The 19,617-nt window shown below is 44.5% G+C and carries 19 protein-coding genes and 1 riboswitch; of the genes, 8 read left to right on the top strand and 11 right to left on the bottom strand.

The window, feature by feature from the left end:
- Positions 1-172 precede the first annotated feature (172 nt).
- On the bottom strand, positions 173-2,005 hold the full coding sequence (gene recQ, locus BMX69_RS12670) for a DNA helicase RecQ (RefSeq protein WP_054790881.1): 1,833 nt from the start codon (positions 2,003-2,005) through the stop codon (positions 173-175).
- 364 nt (positions 2,006-2,369) lie between these two features.
- On the opposite strand from recQ, the gene BMX69_RS12675 reads away from it, so the two are divergent.
- Complete coding sequence (locus BMX69_RS12675; RefSeq protein WP_100042530.1) at positions 2,370-3,257, top strand: DMT family transporter; 888 nt, start codon at positions 2,370-2,372, stop codon at positions 3,255-3,257.
- A 15-nt stretch (positions 3,258-3,272) separates the two neighbouring features.
- Here the strand turns inward: BMX69_RS12675 and BMX69_RS12680 are convergent, their stop codons facing one another.
- The 3 genes from BMX69_RS12680 to BMX69_RS12690 all read right to left on the bottom strand — a co-directional run bounded on the left by BMX69_RS12680 (position 3,273) and on the right by BMX69_RS12690 (position 5,246).
- Entirely contained in the window at positions 3,273-3,788 is a 516-nt protein-coding gene (locus tag BMX69_RS12680) for a ClbS/DfsB family four-helix bundle protein (RefSeq protein ID WP_054790882.1), read from the bottom strand.
- Positions 3,789-3,850: 62 nt separating this feature from the next.
- Positions 3,851-4,663, bottom strand: coding sequence for a nucleotidyltransferase domain-containing protein (locus BMX69_RS12685; protein ID WP_330387427.1), 813 nt, complete (start codon positions 4,661-4,663; stop codon positions 3,851-3,853).
- A gap of 118 nt (positions 4,664-4,781) precedes the next feature.
- Entirely contained in the window at positions 4,782-5,246 is a 465-nt protein-coding gene (locus BMX69_RS12690) for a hypothetical protein (protein WP_054790883.1), read from the bottom strand.
- 266 nt (positions 5,247-5,512) lie between these two features.
- Here BMX69_RS12690 and BMX69_RS12695 point away from each other — a divergent pair, with 266 nt between their 5' ends.
- A complete protein-coding gene (locus BMX69_RS12695; RefSeq protein ID WP_054790884.1) occupies positions 5,513-6,103 on the top strand; it encodes a methyltransferase family protein in 591 nt (196 codons plus the stop codon).
- Positions 6,104-6,213: 110 nt separating this feature from the next.
- Here BMX69_RS12695 and BMX69_RS12700 read toward each other — a convergent pair whose 3' ends face one another.
- From BMX69_RS12700 to BMX69_RS12725, 6 genes are all read right to left on the bottom strand, one after another.
- On the bottom strand, positions 6,214-6,999 hold the full coding sequence (locus BMX69_RS12700) for an inositol monophosphatase family protein (RefSeq protein ID WP_100043846.1): 786 nt from the start codon (positions 6,997-6,999) through the stop codon (positions 6,214-6,216).
- A gap of 4 nt (positions 7,000-7,003) precedes the next feature.
- On the bottom strand, positions 7,004-7,690 hold the full coding sequence (locus tag BMX69_RS12705; protein ID WP_100042532.1) for an MgtC/SapB family protein: 687 nt from the start codon (positions 7,688-7,690) through the stop codon (positions 7,004-7,006).
- Entirely contained in the window at positions 7,674-8,381 is a 708-nt protein-coding gene (locus tag BMX69_RS12710) for an MBL fold metallo-hydrolase (RefSeq protein WP_054790885.1), read from the bottom strand. Before BMX69_RS12710 ends, BMX69_RS12705 begins: the two co-directional genes overlap by 17 nt.
- A gap of 12 nt (positions 8,382-8,393) precedes the next feature.
- On the bottom strand, positions 8,394-9,209 hold the full coding sequence (locus BMX69_RS12715) for a carbohydrate ABC transporter permease (protein ID WP_100042533.1): 816 nt from the start codon (positions 9,207-9,209) through the stop codon (positions 8,394-8,396).
- A gap of 13 nt (positions 9,210-9,222) precedes the next feature.
- The gene (locus BMX69_RS12720) at positions 9,223-10,119 is read right to left on the bottom strand and encodes a carbohydrate ABC transporter permease (RefSeq protein WP_100042534.1); all 897 of its coding nucleotides are present in this window, start codon (positions 10,117-10,119) and stop codon (positions 9,223-9,225) included.
- A 64-nt stretch (positions 10,120-10,183) separates the two neighbouring features.
- Positions 10,184-11,581 (bottom strand): ABC transporter substrate-binding protein, encoded by a 1,398-nt coding sequence (locus BMX69_RS12725; protein WP_054790886.1) that lies wholly within the window; start codon positions 11,579-11,581, stop codon positions 10,184-10,186.
- A 218-nt stretch (positions 11,582-11,799) separates the two neighbouring features.
- On the opposite strand from BMX69_RS12725, the gene BMX69_RS12730 reads away from it, so the two are divergent.
- Complete coding sequence (locus tag BMX69_RS12730; protein ID WP_100042535.1) at positions 11,800-14,001, top strand: extracellular solute-binding protein; 2,202 nt, start codon at positions 11,800-11,802, stop codon at positions 13,999-14,001.
- Between the two features lie 14 nt (positions 14,002-14,015).
- Positions 14,016-14,092, top strand: a riboswitch (Fluoride riboswitch).
- Positions 14,093-14,267: 175 nt separating this feature from the next.
- Here the strand turns inward: BMX69_RS12730 and BMX69_RS12735 are convergent.
- Complete coding sequence (locus BMX69_RS12735) at positions 14,268-14,756, bottom strand: metal-dependent transcriptional regulator (RefSeq protein ID WP_100042536.1); 489 nt, start codon at positions 14,754-14,756, stop codon at positions 14,268-14,270.
- A gap of 414 nt (positions 14,757-15,170) precedes the next feature.
- Here BMX69_RS12735 and BMX69_RS12740 point away from each other — a divergent pair, with 414 nt between their 5' ends.
- The 5 genes from BMX69_RS12740 to BMX69_RS12760 are packed head-to-tail and all read left to right on the top strand — an operon-like array spanning position 15,171 to position 19,587.
- On the top strand, positions 15,171-15,818 hold the full coding sequence (locus BMX69_RS12740; protein WP_100042537.1) for a metal-dependent transcriptional regulator: 648 nt from the start codon (positions 15,171-15,173) through the stop codon (positions 15,816-15,818).
- Positions 15,819-15,853: 35 nt separating this feature from the next.
- A complete protein-coding gene (locus BMX69_RS12745) occupies positions 15,854-16,792 on the top strand; it encodes a metal ABC transporter solute-binding protein, Zn/Mn family (RefSeq protein WP_054790887.1) in 939 nt (312 codons plus the stop codon).
- 14 nt (positions 16,793-16,806) lie between these two features.
- Positions 16,807-17,559: a metal ABC transporter ATP-binding protein gene (locus BMX69_RS12750; RefSeq protein ID WP_100042538.1), complete on the top strand. Its 753-nt coding sequence runs from the start codon at positions 16,807-16,809 to the stop codon at positions 17,557-17,559.
- Entirely contained in the window at positions 17,559-18,485 is a 927-nt protein-coding gene (locus BMX69_RS12755; protein WP_100042539.1) for a metal ABC transporter permease, read from the top strand. Before BMX69_RS12750 ends, BMX69_RS12755 begins: the two co-directional genes overlap by 1 nt.
- Positions 18,469-19,587 (top strand): metal ABC transporter permease, encoded by a 1,119-nt coding sequence (locus BMX69_RS12760; RefSeq protein ID WP_100042540.1) that lies wholly within the window; start codon positions 18,469-18,471, stop codon positions 19,585-19,587. Before BMX69_RS12755 ends, BMX69_RS12760 begins: the two co-directional genes overlap by 17 nt.
- Positions 19,588-19,617: the final 30 nt, after the last annotated feature.

The raw sequence follows: 19,617 nt of genomic DNA on the forward strand, positions 1-19,617 counted from the left end.
TATCTTAAATGTTTACCAGATGTTCCTTTTCATCCAGTAAAAAGGCAAGCACCGGGATCTCCCTGCCGCCAAATTTCTTATCATACAGGACTAAATTCTTAACAGGGAGGGACTGGAAGTTCCGACGGTTGAAAGGAAGCAAGGAAGCGAACGTTTGGGAAAATAGAGGAAGCTACAGGAATATCGCCAAAAACCTTTCCCCATATTTCTCGAACTTAAATTCTCCGACTCCGGAAACTGACAGCATCTCTTCCTTTGTCTTTGGTTTCTTCACGGACATATGTACCAGGGTTTTGTCAGAAAATACGATATAGGGCGGTACCTTTTCCTCTTTGGCAATTTCCATCCGAAGCGCCCTTAGGGTTTCAAACAGAGCTGCCTCCCCTTCTGTTAATTCCAGGGCGGATGTACTTGATTTCTTTATCTTCTTTCCGCTCTTTACCTTTTCCACAGGTTCCTGTTCCTTAGCCATCTTCATGATCACGGATTCACCATCTTCCAGTACCGCCTTAGATTTCTCTGTCAGCTTAACAATGGAGTATTCATCATTGGTTATGGCTAACCAATCGTTTAAAAATAAGTGGTTCATCACCTGCCGCAGCTTATAGGCTGGAACCTTTGCCAGATTTCCATAATGAGGGTTCTCATTCATTCGGTAGTTTCTGATTTTTGCCGTATTGGCTCCATGAACCGTATCGATAATGACAGCAGTTCCATACCTCTGCCTGCTAGCCTTTACGCATCCCACCAATTCTTTTGTAATATCCGTCACATCCACTGTTTCAAACTGACTTAAGCAGTTGGAACAGTTGCCGCAGTAATTCTCCCCGTACTCCCCAAAGTACCGCAGAATGTAGTCCCTGAGGCATTCGTTGGTAAAGGAGTAAAAGGTCATCTTCTTAAGCCGCTCACGGTCCCGTTCCATAACCATCTGGCGGGTAAGAGAATCCAACTCCTGATTATCCTGGTTATTGTCAATAAACATTTGATTGGTCACGACATCCTGACCACTGTATAACAGAATGCATTCTCCCGGCTCCCCGTCTCTGGAGCACCTGCCCACCTCCTGATAGTAGGATTCCAGGTTCTTTGGCATATTGTAATGGATAACAAACCGTACATTGGATTTATCGATTCCCATGCCAAAGGCATTGGTCGCCACCATGATCTGGCTTCTATCGTAGATAAAATCATCCTGGTTCTTCCGCCGCTCCTCATCGCTTAACCCGGCGTGATACCTGGTTGCTGAAAATCCCTCCTGATTCAGCCGGTCGCATACCTCTTCCACCAGCTTTCTGGTCAGGCAGTAAATAATCCCGCACTGATCCGGGTGACATTCCACATAGTTCTTTAATGTAGCATACTTATCCTTGGGAGACTGAACTCCCAGATAGAGATTGGGTCTGTCATATCCCGTAGACACCACGGCGGGTTCCCTGAGCATGAGAATATCAATGACATCTTCACGAACCTCTTTGGTAGCAGTTGCCGTAAACGCGCTGATGACCGGACGTTTTGGAAGCTTATCAATAAAATCCACGATTTTTAAGTAGCTGGGTCTGAAATCCTGTCCCCACTGGGATACACAGTGTGCTTCATCCACCGCTACCATGGAAATATTTGTGTTTAATGCAAAATCCAGAAATTCATCCGTTACAAGACGTTCCGGTGCTACATAAATAATGGGATATCGCCCTTCCCGCGCATAGGCCAGGGCCTTATAATACTGACTTGCAGTCAAAGAACTGTTAAGATATGCGGCATGAATGCCTGCTTGATTGAGAGTTGTTACCTGGTCCTTCATGAGGGAGATCAGGGGAGAAATAACCAGTGTGATTCCTTCCATCATAAGAGCTGGTATTTGGAAGCACAGGGATTTTCCGGAACCGGTGGGCATGATTCCTAAGGCGTCTCTTCCGGACAGAATGCTGTCGATAAGAATTTCCTGCCCCTCCCGGAAACTGTCGTAGCCGAAATAGTGCTTTAATGCTTGTAATTTATCCATATAACTTTTGTATCTGCTCCTTATCATTTGTTTTTTACAATTAGTTCTTTTCATTATACCATTTGTTCTTCAAATATGCCACAGGCTTTCCTTAAATTAGGGATTGTTTTTTTCTGCAATTCGAGGTCGATTCGCGGCACTGACTGTAATCTGGGAGTTGCATGAACCGTATTCATGCCTTAATAAAAAAAGAGTGATTACCGGCGTGATGAAGTTCGGTCATCTGCATACTGTATTCTTAGCGCTTTATTTTTGACTATCAGAAAGGTAAATAACACTGGCTTTTAGCAAACAATCATACTATAATTACTAAAGCATTTTATTGTATTATGCATTTATAATTTATAACCATAGGAGAAAAACTTTGAAGACTAATATTGGATTGTACCTGGCTTTGCTTTTCGGTGTCTTTTCCCTTTCCACCTCCGCAATTTTCGTGCGCCTGGCTAATGCCCCTTCTGCTATAACAGCATTTTTCCGATTATTTTTTGCAGCGCTGATTCTTTTGCCATTTTTATTTGGCAGCAAACAAAATAAGAATCAATTGCTGTCCCTCTCCAAAAAGCAATGGGCACTTGGGATCTTGTCAGGACTTCTCTTATCTGCTCATTATCTGCTGTGGTTTGAATCCCTGAGGCATACATCAGTGGCAAGCTCAACAGTGATCGTAACATTGCAGCCTCTTTTTTCGATCGCTATCGGATATACCTTTTTGAAGGAACGATTTCACAAGCTGGCAATTGGGGGGTGTCTGATCGCCATTATGGGCTGCTTCATCATAGGATGGGGGGATTTTCAAATAAGCTCTCAAGCTCTTTTTGGTGATTTATTAGCGCTTTTGGCGGCAGGAATTATCAGTGTCTACTTTTTTATAGGCCAGGCAATAAGAAAGGAATTATCTGCGGTTCCTTATTCCGTCATCAGCTATTTAAGCAGTTCCGTTTTTTTAGGGTGTTATGCAATGATTGAGGGTAACTCTTTCAGCAGTTATCCGAAAGCCACCTGGATAGCCTTTGGGGGATTAGCACTAATATCAACTATTTTTGGACAATTTATCTTTAATTGGCTGCTAAAGTGGATTTCTGCGACGGTTATTTCCATGAGCATACTGGGAGAAACCATCGGCACCTGCATTCTGGCCTATTTTATCTTACATGAGGCAATTTCTCTTCAGCAGGGTATCGGGATAGCAACGATTTTTATAGGTCTGGTACTCTTTTTTATTAGTCCTCAAATACATAAGGATCGGTAATATAGATAAGAGTTTTCAGCCACCATTCAGCTTCTTCCACTTTCTGATCTTACTTCTAAATGACTTAAAGGGCGCTACCGTATTCGTATGGATCCATTTCCAGACTGCCCAGTTGGAAGGTGTTGAAGAAGCCCATTTTCTGCTTCCTGGCTGAAAAAGCTCGGTTTCTTCATAATGTTCCGTAAGGTTTATGATTTTTTGTACCGTTTCCTTAAACATCGTACATAATTCCTGTAAACTGTATATTTCGTATTGCCTGTAAAAGCTCTCATATAATCCGCCCAGATTGTTCCACTTATAATCTGGGTGAGGTGTAACAACCGTATTCCCCTGCTGTTCCTGTTCTTCCCAATAAAGAAGAAGGTTTAACCACCCTAATTGATAGGCTATCATCTGTACCGGAGTCCTGTCCACGCCGTCAATCTGTTTGTCCTTGTCTGTTTCCTGAATATCTGAAAATTCATCTATGAATAATTTAGCACGATTTAATATCTCGTCGATCAATTCCTGCTTATCTTTATATTCCGTCAACGCATTGCCCTCCAAATTCCTGTTTTATTTGCTGCCGGCAGACAGCTATGCCTTATGAAAATTCAAAGCAATAAATCTACTTCATTTATCAATTTTTTCAGATGTTCACACGCCCCTGGCAAATTAGTACCGGATAATGAAAAGATAGAATCCACCTTTTCTTTATAATGGTCAGGAGAAACGGGAAACCCATCAATCATTTTCACCGCCTTTTTCTCGTTTATGCAGTATTGTTCATTTAGCGCGAACAACACTTGATTAAGCGCAGATATGGAACGGACCAAATGAGCGGATACATAATACACATCGTCCCCTGGGATACTCTTTTCTGCCAGCATCTGGGAAAAGCCTGCCTCAAAGGAAAAGAAACGAATGATCTCTTTCTTTAATTTTTGCGGGTAATCCTCAGCAAGTGCTTTTAATCGGAGTATCTCATCGTTTTGATTCCACAGCATCTTGCAGACTGCCAGTTCCCCCATGTATATTACATTAAAGTAAGCATGAGGATGTCCTGTTTGATAATGAGGAGAAACAATCCCTTCCCGACATTCCTCAATGGCTTTTTTCACCCGGCTCACATCGCGTAATATAAAATCTACGGGCATATTGCCAATGGTTAGCCAGCAGCCTCCATCCACCCATTTTCCCCATTCGCCAGGTTTTGCAAGGAGATTTTCCCTATGTTCCTGATCCAATTCCTGGGCTCTTTTCTCTAACAGAGGAAGGTCGATGGTTTCCTTGTTGTAATATAGGCCAATATCAATATCGGAATCAGGGCTATGGGTACCTTTTGCGCGGGAACCGCCAAGTACGATAGCTTCCAGTCCTTTTATATCCTTTAATGAATGAATGATGCCTTCGATGATATCTTTCAATTCAATTTCCTCCACAAAATGCAATCTGATTAAAATTCGGTTAAATCCTGACTGCCGGTTGGAATTCACGGTTGCAGTACGGCATTTTTATCCTATGTTACAGTGTTTCTATTAAAAGTCATTCACCGCCTGCAAAATACAGGCCACACGTATTTTCTAAGGCTGACAGAATGCTTTCTTCCGTCCCTATATACTCCACAATAAGATTATCATACAAATAGTAATGGGGGATGCTTATCCAGTCAACATTAACGTCAGTACCTTCCTCTCCATTCGTGAACTGGATTTTCGTACCGCTTTTATCTATACAATCAGCATCTGCTTTTGCTTTCTCCGGATCGTCGTATTCATAGATAACAACCTGCGTATCCAGGCTGTTGTTTAAAGTCAGCCGGTAACGTTCCCCCGTAAGCAGATGCTTTTCAACACTCTTTTTTTCTACTGTATAACCATGATCTTCCAATGCGGATGTAATTGCACCCATATTATCGTTGGTGTTTTCTGTCTTATGGTTTTTGCTGCATCCAGCTAATAGCAGTGTCATGCAGGCCAATACCAGCCCTGATGCTATCAATCTTTTCATAGAAAACATACCCCCTTAAAAACCCATCTTACTATATAACGATATTGTACCTTTAATCTTTAAAAAAGGCAAACAAAAACAACAGGAATACGGGCGTATGAGCAGTGCCGTTTTTGTTTCGTTATCACCTTTTTCTATCCGGCCTGCGGACCGCATCTCTCCCTTTTCCTGCATTAAGTTTGCCTGTATCAATCAATCTTATATTGATGTTCATTTTGACGTTTCCATGGTATACTTTGAGGTATTACAAACAAGGCGGTGATAGAATGATTTTTCAGATCAGCATATTTGCGTTAATAACCTGTTTTTACATTGCCTATTTTACGAAGCAAATCCTTCTTCGGAAAAAGGGCATTCACACAAACAGGCTGGCAAAGGGCCGCAAACCTCCTAAAACGGCTGCAATAGAAACGGCTCTTCTAGCAGCAACCTACGGTATTGCGGCTATTCAGTACGCAAGCGTGTTATTTTCCCGTTTCATGCTCCCTCTTTCATTTCCTGACAGTGTAAGGTGGATAGGAATTGCACTCACGGGAGGCGGGGTTATTTTCTTTGTACTGGCTATTACCTCCATGCGTGACAGCTGGCGCGCAGGTGTGGACGAAACCCAAAAAACTTCCATTGTAACACGAGGCATATATAAGGTCAGCAGGAATCCGGCTTTTGTGGGCTTTGACTTACTATATATGGGCTCTGCTCTTGCCCTTCCAAACATGATCAGCATCCTTTCCGCGTTCATTGGAATCCTGCTGCTTCATTTTCAGATTTTGGAAGAAGAAACGTATTTACCTCGAGCCTTTGGGGATGAGTATCTGAAATACAAGAGCAGCACGCCGCGATACTTCCTGTTTTTTTGAACCTTCTCTTGGGAGGCTTTCCCCAATACAAACATATGCTCCTTCCTGCGGCGAACAGTTTTTATGTTGTAAACTGACCGCGATAGGAAGGAGCATATCACAACTTGAATCTAGATACAGATCTCCTTTTGCATCTCATGCCAAATATGTCCATTGCTGACTATGAGATGGCTCTTTTTATGAAACTGCACCGGGGAACCGTCAAATTCAGCCACCATTCCTCCAGCCTCTTTCACAATCAGGTACGCTCCGCTATAATCCCAGGGATTCAAATTCATTTCAAAATATCCATCCAGTCTGCCGCAGGCAACATACACCATGTCAATGGCTGCCGAGCCGCCTCGGCGGATATCCTGGCATTTCATAAAAATCCTTCTGCTCATATCAAAGATTCTTTCCGCATTTTCCTTATAATAAGGGCTTGTGCCTATGGCGATCAACGATGCTTCCAGGGTTTTATTATTGCTGACACGGATTCTGCTGCCGTTTAAAAAAGCGCCTTCTCCCTCTACCGCCCAGAAAAATTCATTTAAGAATGGCAGGTATACAGCTCCTAACCCTATTCTTTTTCCATCCCATAAGCCTATGCTTACGGCACTTTGTTTGTAATCATGAAGTAAGTTGGTGGTTCCATCCACCGGATCCACAATCCACACCGGCCTGTTAAAATCCAGACCCGAATTGTCCTTCTCTTCTCCCATGAATTGGATCCGGGGATATTTCTCCTCCAGTTTTTCTTTCAGCCACTTTTGAACCTGGATATCTACCTGAGTGACGTAATCCGCCGGACCTTTAGACCGGACATCTGATGCCAGCCGCTGGTCATTAAAAAAGCGCCTGGTATAAAGTACCAGCTCTTCGATCTCTTTCCTGTCAATATGTAATTCTTTGTCCATCAAACTACAATTCCTCCATATACTTAAGCCCCTCTGCCATACCTAAAAACTGCAATATGTTCCCCCGGGGCTCTCTTTTTGCAGTTTTCAATGTGATCATGACAATGATACCGTCTTCTCCCTTACCCTTAGCTTTAAATGCCTGGATATCAATAATTTGTATATTCCTTTCTTTGCAGCTTTCCAGAAACAAATTCAAATTTGCCGCAGCATTGAAGTTCATATACAAATTAAAGATTCTTGAAGTTGCCATAAGCCGGCTGTCAACCTTTTGGAAAACCGTCATAATCAGACTGATGGCCAATCCCACAAGTATTGCCCCCTTGTAGAACCCGATGCCAACAGCCAGCCCTGCACAGGCAGCCGCCCATAATCCGGCTGCAGTGGTTAAACCACGTACCTGATTATTTCTGGTCACTATGATGGTACCTGCCCCTAAAAAGCCGATCCCACTGACTACCTGCGCGCCAAGCCTTGAGGGGTCTGAGCCGCCAAAGGTTTGCGAAATATACTGGTTGGTCATCATCACTGCTGCCGATCCCATACATACCAGCATATACGTCCGGAATCCTGCCGGCTGCTTCCTGACTTCTCTTTCCATTCCCAGAATGCCGCCTATAATCAGAGCCAGGCATATACGTACTGTAATTGTAATTTCGTTCAGTTCCTGTAAATTACCTAGGTTCAGCATACGTATCACCATCCACGTTTACTACGGAAAACCCTTTTCCTTCCAACAAACCTTTACAATCAGAATCCAAATGCATGCAAAATACCCTCCTTCTCATCTCATGGGGAATCCATGCCTCCAGTTTACCATAATAACAGTGGGTTGCATAGTCAGAATCATGGGTGCTTGTGTCATGATAAATGGTCTTGATTTCCCCCTTTTTAAAATCCTCCAGTATTCTTTGAGGCAGATGAGAGGAATCTCCGCTGTAATAAATTGCTTCTCCATTTACTTTTATAACATAGCCAAAACACTCCATATTATCCACGTGCTGAACCTGGATCGCTTCAAATTCTACACTTCTGCCGTCATAAGCCTCTTTATAACGGTAAAACTCCCTTCCGATCCCCATAAGGCTTAATAACTGGGCAATCGTAGGTTTGGGATGAATAACGGTAACCCGCTTCTTATCCAACATGCAATAAGTATAAGAAATCAAAGAAGCCAGGCTTCCCACATGATCCGCGTGCAGATGTGTGATCACAATGTAAATTTCCCTGTATTGTTCAAGATCAACCAATGAGAGCAATGTTTCAAATACAGTTTCTCCGCAATCGATCAAATAGAGGTCATTGTTTAATTCAAAATATGCACTGGTATTTTTATACTGAGGATAAAATGCCGATCCACAGCCTAAAAAATGTAATTCCATCGTCCTCTCCCCCTACTCCTTGATGCCTGCACTGACAAAGCTGCTCATAAACTGTCTTTGCAGGATGAAAAAGGCTATTAATAACGGCAGTATAATAATTAACGTGGCTGCGCAGACATTCGCCCACTGCATATTAGCTTCCTTGGATTTTGCAAAAATAGCAAGACCGACCGTCAGGGTACGGTTTGCTGGGGAATTTGTTACAATTAACGGCCACAGATAGTTGTTCCAGTGATAGCTGACCGAAATGACCGCAAATGACATATATGCCGGTTTTGCACATGGCATATATACCTGCCAGATGGTTTGCCATATATTTGCGCCGTCAATTCTTGCCGCTTCCGCTAAGGCCCTCGGTATGGTCTTAAAGTGCTGCCTTAAAAGGAAGATTGCCAGGGCACTTCCATAAAACGGCAGCATGATGCCCAGCTTTGTATCTGTAAGCCCCATCTCTGATAAGGTCATAAAGTTAGGCGTAATAAGTACATCATTAGGTATAATAATCTGCATAAAAATCACTGCCATCACCAGATACTGTCCCTTAAACTCCATGACACCAAGGGCATATCCAGCCAAGGTAGATGTAACAAACTGAATACCAAATGTTACCGCAACAAGGAAGAGGGTATTTAAATAATATCTTCCAAAGGGTATGGCATTCCACACATACACGACATTGCCCAAAGTAAACTTAGAATTGGGAAAGAACGTCATTTTAAACGTAGGCTCCGTTAAAGCTGTACACACAAGCCAAAACAGGGGAGCCAGCCACGCGGTTGCCAGCAGTACGGAACAAATGGATATTAATGGTTTTTTCAAATTCTTCATAACCTTCTCCCCTCTAATTATAATGGATCTTCTTGTCCTGGCTTATAAATCTTGGCAGTGACACAATTAACAGCAAGACAAGCATGATAACCGTCAGTGCAGAAGACACACCATAATTAAAATTCGTAAAGCCCTGCTGGTAAATGTAGTAAAGAAGAAGGGTGCTGGCATTGTTAGGAGCCCCCTCTGTCATGATTACAACATGATCCACAAGCTTAAAACTATTCGTAAAGGCAATGGTCGATACAAAAAGGAATGTAGGGGCCAGCAGTGGCAGGGTAATCTTTCTAAAGATTTTTAAGCTTCCAGCCCCGTCGATCTTTGCAGCCTCCATGACCTCCGTTGATATGCTCTGGATCCCCGACAGGAAAAATACCATCAAATATCCTGCTTCCTTCCATACGTACATGACCGCCATGGCAGGCAGCACCGTACTTTTCTTTGACAAGACGTTCAATGGGCGAAAGCCCATGCTTATGAGCATCTGGTCAAACAATCCGTTTTTCGCCATATAGATGAACATCCAGACACTGGCTATGGCTATCATAGGCATTACAACCGGATAGAAGAAAGCTGTTCTTACAAAACCGATTGCCCGGCTTCTTCTATTTACCAGAACGGCAAGGCCCAATCCCACAGCCATGCTGGGCAGTACAGTAATCAGTGCAAAAAAGACTGTATTTCCCATTACCTTCCAAAACAGCTTTGATGAAAACAGTTTTGCATAGTTTTCCAGCCCAATAAGCTCTGGCGCCCCCATTCCCATTTTATATTTCATAAGGCTTAGATACAGACTCCTGAATACAGGGTACGCTGTAAATACCAGCATGAACGCCAGTGCCGGGGCAACAAGCATCCATGCCGTGAAATTATGCTTCAATTCCTTCCTCTTTTTTAAGTCACCATTCATCGATCCGTCACCCTTCTTTAAAGAAAGGGGTTTGCAAGCTGCAATCCCCTTTCGGTTTCCTATACTATTGAAAATCTGCTAAAACTTCCTCTGCTTCCTCCTGGGCCTGGTCCAGGGCTTCCTGTGCTGTCATATCTCCCACTACTGCCGCCTGGATGTTATCGTTTAAAATCCTCCATATCTCAGCCGCATTATAAGTCGTCAGCTCCGGTTTTGCATAGGGAAGCTGCTCATAAGCGATGGAAGCCTGAGGAACCTTTGCGTAATAATCTTTAATCAGATCCGTTTCATAACAAGACTGTCTGGTCGCTACGTAACCAGTATCCAGGCTCCACTGGGCTGCTCTTTCGGTAGAAGTAGCAAATTTAATGAATTTCCAAGCTGCATCCGCACGCTCCTTCGCGATTCCGTTTGAGATATAGAAGTTTCCGCCGCCTGTGGGAGCCGCATCCCGTGCATGTCCCGGCATAAATGCCGTACCAAACTCAAACTTGGCGTTACTGTTGATATTGGCCATATTTCCGGTGGTATGATAGATCATAGCTACTTCCCCGGCCAGGAACTGTGTGGGCAGGTCGGTCCATTGAACGATCCCTTCTGCCATGCATTTGTATTTATTCTGGAGATCCAGCCAGAACTGAAGGGCTTCTACATTTTCAGGGGTATTAAAGTAAACAGTCTTTCCATCTTCACTCATGAGGTTTTTACCGTCTTTGCTGTTCTGTAACGCAAATCCTGTGAACGTCCACTGGGCAGAGCCGGAATTCAAAGCAATTCCAACACCATAATGGTCGCTGTTTGTCAGCTTCACCCCATAATCCGCCAGCTCCTCCCAGGTTCTAGGCGGCTTCTCCGGATCAAGTCCGGCTTCCTTGAACAGATCTTTGTTATAATAGAGGATCTCCGTACTTCTCTGGAAAGGAATGGAATAAATCTTTCCATCTACATAGGAGTCTTCCATGAATCCGGGAAGAAAGTCTGAGATGAATGCTTTTCCTTCTTCTCCGTCAGCTGCAATAAAATCATCCAGCGGCATAGCCATACCTGTAGATGACATGGTAAATCTCTGGGTCGCCAGGCTTACAAACACATCCGGCGGGGTTCCTCCCTGTACGGCCGTCTGGATTTTTGTAACAGTGTCGTCATAGTTTCCTGTATAAACCGGTTCAACAACAATATCTGGATTCTCCGAGTTAAAGTCCGTACAGATTTTTTCAATAAGCTGTGCAGCTGATCCGCCTACGTTGACTGGATAGTAAAACGTCAGGCGCAATGCATCCCCCGCATTTTCCTGAGTCTCTGCCTTTGCAGAATCTGTATCCGCTGAGTCTGACTCGGCGTTTGTTTCCGTTTGCTCTGCCTTTGCTGCACCTGTTGAATTGCCGCCGCACCCAGTCAATACTCCTGCTGCAGCCATGACCATTGCCAATGTGATCGCAGATAAATATTTCATTTTTTTCAAAACAACCCCTCCTTAAATTCAACAATTGATGTTTACATGGGTAGTTTATCACAACGATTGAAACGTGTCAATAATATTTTTATATATTTCATACAATATATTTGCAGATACTTACGTTTTAATGTTCGTTTTTCACATCTAAAAAGAGGTTTCATTTTTTATTTTATATGATATACTATAAATAATCATTTGTTTCTGGTAAATTATGGAGGTATTTTATGGTTACTATTAAAGATATTGCCAGGGCCGCCGGTGTTGCCCAGGGAACTGTTTCAAATGTTTTAAATGAAAAAGGCAACGTCAGCAGCGAAAAAATAAAACAGGTAATGGATGCCGCTGCCTCTCTTGGATATATCCCCAATGAAAGAGCTAAATTACTGCGCAAGGGGCGCTCCGATTTATTAGCCGTCATTCTTCCAAACCTGCGTTCCAAACAATACATCGATTTTTTTATGAGTTTTAAGGCTTACGCTGAAAATCATAGTTATTCCGTATGCCAGTATCTCACCAATGACGATCAGCCGGAGGCTGAGATCAATGCCTTACAGGACATACGTTCCCTTATGCCCGCCGGAATTGCATCATTTACTTCCTTTACCTCCCAGTCAGACTCTATTCCATACTTGGAGGGGAAGAAAAAGATCCGGGAAAATATCATTTTCATTGAACGGGATCCTGATATATCCTGTAAATATATTGGATTCAACTATGGACAGGCAGGAAAAGAATTAGCCAGAAAGGCTTTGGAAAAGAAATATACAAATATCTGTATTTTGACCGGCAGCCTTCGGCTGTCCAATGAGCTGGCATTTTATGACGGCTTTATGGACACGATGAGGAACTCTTCCTGTTCCGTGTACCACATACAGACGGACTCATACAGGAAACTGCAGAACATTATGCAGATCTTCCATGATTCCACGCCCCAGGCCATTTTTATATCCAATTACGGTTTTGCTGAATCTGTAAAAGATATACATAATACCTTTTACCCAGAGCTCAGCTTAAATATATACACCGTTTCTCCTGTATTTACCATGCCTGAAAACGACTTTGATAAATACGAACTGAATTACCGCCAGTTGGGAAAGATCGCTGCCGAAACCCTGATTGAAAATGATCCCTCAGGCAAATATCCGGAGAAAAGAATTCTTGAAAATTCAGGTTTCCGAGATTGGTTTTCAAATATCATCTACAGCGATAACAAATCCCCGTTAAACATCCTGACCCTTGACACCCCCAGCGCCTACACTCTTCGCAGCCTTTCCCGCCTGTATACACAAAAAACCGGGATACCCGTTAACATCACCATTTATTCCTACGATGAAATCTATGAAGCCTTTACAAATATGACAAAGGACTCCGTATTCGATATCCTGCGTCTGGATGTGACCTGGTTATCCTGGTTTGCAGAAAAAATATTACAGCCACTGGATGGAATCGATCCGTCGGTCTCTCAATGTCTCAATGAATTTATAGATGGTACCATTGAGCCGTTTTCAATGATCAACGGACATGTTTACGCATTGCCCACTTCTCCAAGTATGCAGCTTCTGTTTTACAGAAAAGATTTGTTCAATGACCCTATTTACCGCCGCATGTACTTTGAAAAATACCGGGAAGAGCTGCTCCCTCCAGATACTTTTGATAAGTTCAACCGGATTGCCGCATTCTTTACAAAATCTCTGAATCCAACATCTCCTGTGGATTATGGGGCCACTCTCACCCTTGGTTCCACCGGAGTAGCAGGCTCTGAATTTTTGGCCCGTTTTTTCAGTTATCAGGACAATCTGTATGACGAACACTACAATGTGGCCCTGAATTCTCCGGCCGCGGTCCGGGCATTGGAACAGCTTGTGGATATCCGCAATTATTCCAGCCCAAAGTATAATTCCTGGTGGACCAATACCGCCACCTCTTTTGCCAGCGGAAACATTGCTATGACCCTGCTGTACAGCAACTATGCTTCTGACCTGCTCAGTTCAACTTCCAAGGTTGTGGGAAATATCGGATATGCTCTGGTTCCCGGAGGCAACCCAGTCATCGGCGGCGGAACTCTCGGCGTTTCAAAATACAGCCGCCGGGCCAATGAAGCATTATCCTTTATCCGCTGGATATGCAGTGAAACAATCGCCTCCGCCGAAACACTGCTGGGAAGCGTTTCCCCCTGTAAGAAATCCTATGAAAATTATGAAATCGTCAATTCTTATCCATGGCTGAATTTTGCAAAGGATTGTTTTGTAATGGCCAAAGGACGGCGGGTGCCTGAGTTGTCCGGTTTTCCATTTGATGAACGCCGTTTTTTGAGCATTATCGGTATGGCGGTGAAAAATGCTTACAGCAATGTCCAATCGCCCACAATTGCATTGAACCAAGCCCAGAAGATGTATGATGAACAGTTTTTAAAAAGGGATGTGTGATTATCTTGATACAAATGGCCCAAGGGAATGAAGTTCTCCCTGTGCTGATTTTAGCCGAACCGCTTATTAAGCTGATGACTTCTGCAATTATTTCATTGCAGAAGTGTCGGCTTTTTTGCATTTCTGCACAAAGGAGGATAAGTATGCCTTTCAGTCTTGCAATGATGGTTCTTTGCGTCATGATATGGAGCGGAACCATGCAGAAACTAAAACTCCCTGTTGTGCCTAAAATGTTAAAGCTGATGGAGCATGGCTCTGAAGACCATTTAATCTTTAGAAATAACCATATCCCTAAAATTCTCAAACTGCATTTTAACATCCGGATTTTGGATAAAAAACTCCATCAGCATCTTTATTTCCAATACAGTCAAATCCCCCAGCATGTGTTCAACCAATTCTGCTTCTTCCAATGGACGCGGGCTTTTAAGCATGGTAAAAAAACGCTCCAAAGTATTATGACGTTCCAGCAGATATTCGCCGGTTATTCTTCCCTCATCAGTCAGCAGGATATTTTCAAAGCCATCGTATCTCAAATACCCAAGCTGGACAAGCTTGGATACCATCTTTGACGCAGACGATGGACGAACGTGCAGCTGCCCGGAAAGTCTGTTTATGCGAGTGCAGCTCTCTTCCAGACACAATCGGTACGCCATTTCTAGATAATCCTCAAGAGCAGGCGTAAGTCTGCTCTCATTTTGTTTTTTCAGTTCATATCCCCGGACGGTACGGAATTCCTGAGGCGGAAGTTGGCTCATTGTCATTCATCCTCTGTTTTTTTAACTTTATATAGTGTATTCGTAACACTTTCTACTTAAGTCCCATAAATTAGCCAAGGGAAACGTTATTTCCCTCCCCTAACAGAACTGAATAATGAAATGATTGATTTTATATGTAAACCACTTGCATTTCTACATATTTAGGCATATAATATAATAAAGTTTAGGCATGCCTAAACATTTAAATACAATGACACAACAGGAGGAAAATTATGGATACTTATACAAAACAGCTTTTTCGCAGCAAGATACCTACTTTAATAGTAACCGCCCTTATCCTGCTGATTGGGGGAATTGTGAAAATATTTGCGGTATAAAGACCTTTACTCTTCAAACAATTTCTTTACCCACGCATGTGGCGGGGTTCATATATCTAAAACGGAGGAAGATAAAATGACACCAAACAAAGAAGATTATTTAAAAGCTATTTATAAGCTCGGCGGTATGGAAGGGCTGGTAAGCAATAAACAGATTGCGGAAACTTTGCAGATCGCTCCTGCTTCTGTTACGGAAATGCTTGGAAAGCTGAAACGGGAGGGGCTGATTCATTATGAGCCCTACAAAGGTTCATGCCTGACCCCTGAGGGAATTCAGGTTGCCATTTCGCTGGTGCGGGGCCACCGGCTCTGGGAGGTTTTCCTGATGCGTCATCTTGGCTACTCGTGGAGTGAGGCACATGAAGACGCGGAACTGCTGGAACATATCACCCCGTCACGGCTGACCGCCCGGCTGGATAAATTTCTGAATTACCCTGCCTATTGCCCCCACGGCAGTGCAATTCCCCATCCCGACGGCCAAATCGACCGCGCTCCGCTGCTGACTTTGAACCTGCTTCCTATGGGTGCGACCTCCCATATCCGGCGTGTAAAGGAAGAAAAGGAACTATTAGACTATCTGCAGGAAAGCGGAATCACAATCGGATGCTCTGTCCGCATTATAGAAGCTGCCGCATACGAAGGGCCGCTGACCCTCGACCTGGAAGGAAAACGCGTCCAAATCAGTTATAAGGCCGCTTGTCAAATCTATGTAGACGAGACATAGGGGGATACACCAAATATAATTTAAGGAGGTTTCTCATGAATCAAAAAATGAAAGGCATTCTTGGTACAATCCTGAGTTTCACCTTACTGCTTACGGGCTGTTCTGCTCCGGCGGTAAACGAAGACTCATCAAAAGATAAATTAAATATAGTCGCTACCACCACCATGCTGGCTGATCTGGTTTCATCCATCGGCGGGGAACGGGTTACGGTAAACGGCCTGATGGGGCCAGGTATTGACCCGCATTTGTATCAGGCCAGTGCCGGAGATGTATCCCTGATGCAGAAAGCGGATGTGGTAGTGTATAACGGCCTGCATCTGGAAGGAAAAATGGGGGAAATATTTGAGAACCTGTCAAACCAGGGATCGGCAGTCATCTGCATTGAAAAGGGCTTAGACGAATCCAGGCTTCTGGCATGGGAGGATGACAACTCCATCCACGATCCTCATATCTGGTTCGACGTTTCCCTATGGAAGGATGCAGCTAAAACCGTTGCAAAAGGATTAACAGACGCCGATCCCAATGGAAAGGCAGACTATGAGGCAAATCTGGACGCTTACTTAAAAGAACTTGATGAGACAGATACGTATATTCGCGGCCGGGCTGATGAGCTGCCGGAAAAACAACGCGTGCTGGTGACCGCTCACGATGCGTTTCAATACTTTGGCAAAGCCTATGGCTTTGAGGTACGGGGTCTGCAGGGCATCAGCACCGATGCGGAAGCAGGTACCGCCGATGTAAGTGATCTGGCCAATTTCATTGTGGAACGGCAGATTAAGGCAATTTTCGTAGAATCTTCTGTGCCGCCAAAAACCATTGAAGCGCTTCAAGCTGCGGTAAAAGCGAAGGGCTTTGATGTTTCCATCGGCGGAGAGCTTTATTCTGACTCCCTGGGCGATGCCCAGTCCGGAGCCGACACTTATATCCTGACCGTTAAAGCAAATGTTGACACGATTGTAGATGCATTAAAGTGACAGGAGGGAATCATATGGAAAGACAACAAACCTATGCAGTGGAGGTAGAGGATTTAACCGTAGCCTATGACGCCAAGCCTGTCCTTTGGGATATCGACTTAAAAATCCCAAAGGGAAAACTGATGGCGGTGGTCGGTCCAAACGGAGCCGGTAAAACGACCTTAATCAAAGCTATGCTCGGACTTTTAAAGCCAGTCACCGGAGCCGTCCGGTTTCTGGACGGAAATGATGATATACGTACCTTAAAAAAACGCATCGGCTATGTACCTCAAAGCGGCAGTGTGGACTGGGATTTCCCGGCCACAGTGCAGGATGTGGTGCTGATGGGCTGCTACGGAAAGTTGGGCTGGATCCGCCGTCCCGGTAAACCGGATGTGGAGCTGGCAAAACAAATGCTGGCAAAAGTAGGCATGCAGGAGTATGCTTCCCGCCAGATCAGCCAGCTCTCCGGCGGCCAGCAGCAGCGGGTTTTCCTGGCCCGCGCCCTGGCACAGGAAGCTGAAGTTTACTTTATGGATGAACCCTTTAAGGGAGTAGACGCTCAAACGGAACGGGCGATCGTAGCACTGTTAAAAGAACTGAAAGAGCAGAATAAAACCGTGGTGGTCGTCCATCACGATCTGCAGACGGTACCCGATTACTTCGACTGGGTTACCCTGATTAATTTGCGCGTGGTTGCCTGTGGTCCTGTGGAGGAAGTATTCCACGAAGATAATTTAAAAAAGACCTACCAAAGCTCCGGTACGCTTCTAAGGGGTGTGATGTGATGTTAAGCAGTATTATTTCGTTATTTTCCGACTATACATTCCAGACAGTGGCTCTGGGTTCCGCCCTCTTGGGACTGATCAGCGGAGTACTCGGCAGCTTTGCAGTGCTTCGCAGGCAAAGCCTGCTGGGTGACGGAATATCCCACTCCGCCCTACCCGGTGTGGTGATGGCCTTTGTTCTGTCTGGCAGTAAAAATACAGAGGTTCTGTTGATGGGCGCCCTTATTTCCGGTTTGCTGGCAACACTGTTTATTGTCAGTATTGTGAGGCATACCCGCGTAAAATTTGACAGTGCGCTGGCTCTGGTGATGTCCGTATTCTTCGGATTGGGCCTGGTGCTGCTCACTTACGTACAGAAGATTCCAAACTCCAATCAGGCTGGGCTGAAACGCTTTATCTTCGGTCAGGCGTCCACGCTTTTACAGCGGGATATCATTCTGATGGTAATTTGCGGTCTTATATTATTGACACTGGTGCTGCTGTTCTGGAAGGAATTTAAGCTTTTCACTTTTGACAGCGACTTTGCCCAGAGCCTTGGCTTTTCCCCAAAAAAGCTGAATCTTCTGCTGTCATTTATGATTGTACTGGCAATCATTATCGGTTTGCAGACGGTGGGCGTCATTCTTATGAGCGCCATGCTGATTACCCCTGCAGTTGCCGCACGCCAGTGGACCAATAAGCTGTGGGTCATGGTAACGCTCTCAGCGCTTTTCGGAGCAGCGTCCGGTATCGCAGGAACGGCTGCCAGTTCTCTCGTTCCAAAACTGCCGACAGGCCCGGCTATTGTGGTATGCGTTAGTGCCATCGTGATCATCAGCGTCTTGTTCGCTCCTGGGCGCGGTGTTCTGCACAGGGTATATCAACGAAGAAAAAATAAGGTTTTATATAAGCTGGAAGGAGGTGTGCCGGATGACACCACAAATTGAAATTCAAATCATAGCCGTTATTGTTGCTGTGGCCTGCGCTCTCCCCGGAACGTTTCTGGTACTTCGTAAAATGTCAATGATGTCGGATTCCATTACCCATACGATTCTATTGGGAATTGTACTCGCTTTTTTCGGCACCCACGATCTCTCATCACCTTTGCTCATTGTGGGAGCCGCGTTAATGGGGGTGGTGACCGTGTGGCTGACGGAGCTTCTAAGCCGGACACAGCTGCTGGCGGAAGACGCCGCCATCGGCGTGGTGTTCCCCTTGCTCTTTTCCATAGCCATTATCCTGATTACCCGATATGCCGGTTCCGTTCACCTGGATACTGATTCGGTACTATTGGGAGAGCTGGCTTTTGCTCCATTTGACCGTATGGTCATAGGCGGCGTTGATGTAGGTGCAAAGGCGATTTACACAACAGGGATTCTGATGTTGATCAATCTTTCTGCAATCATCATTTTCTTTAAAGAACTAAAGATAGCAACCTTTGATCCCATGCTGGCTGCCGTGCTGGGCTTTTCCCCGGCACTGGTACATTATGGACTGATGACGCTGGTATCCCTTACCACTGTCGGAGCATTTCAGGCGGTAGGATTTGTGCTGGTGGTAGCCTTTATGATCGGCCCCCCGGTGACGGCTTATCTGCTGACAGACGATCTCAAACGAATGCTGATTTTAAGCGGGATCATAGGAGCAGTTAATGGAATCCTGGGGTATCAGGCGGCGGCTATGCTGGATGTGTCCATAGCAGGCAGTATGGCTGTGGTCACCGGATTAGTGTTCTTCCTTGTGTTTGTTTTTGCACCCCGCAGAGGACTGATCCGTTCACTTCTAAGGCGGAGGAATCAGAAACTGGAATTTGCTAAAGCGACCCTGCTTTTTCACCTATCTAATCATGAAAACAGTGCAGAAGAAAATGCGGAAGCAGGTATTGATACCATAAAGACGCATTTGCACTGGACTGGTGAATTTACTTCGAAAATTATCAAATCTTTAGTACGTGAAGATTGTGTTCAGCTATCCGGTGGCTTAGTGAAACTGACGCCTGAAGGGCGGTATGTCATTATGCGTAACTATATCACGCTTTTCTCACGATAATATTGATTATTAAAAACCAGACCCTAGCTT

Origin of the sequence: Lacrimispora sphenoides JCM 1415, assembly GCF_900105615.1 — a bacterium.
Classification (GTDB): Bacteria; Bacillota; Clostridia; order Lachnospirales; family Lachnospiraceae; genus Lacrimispora; species Lacrimispora sphenoides.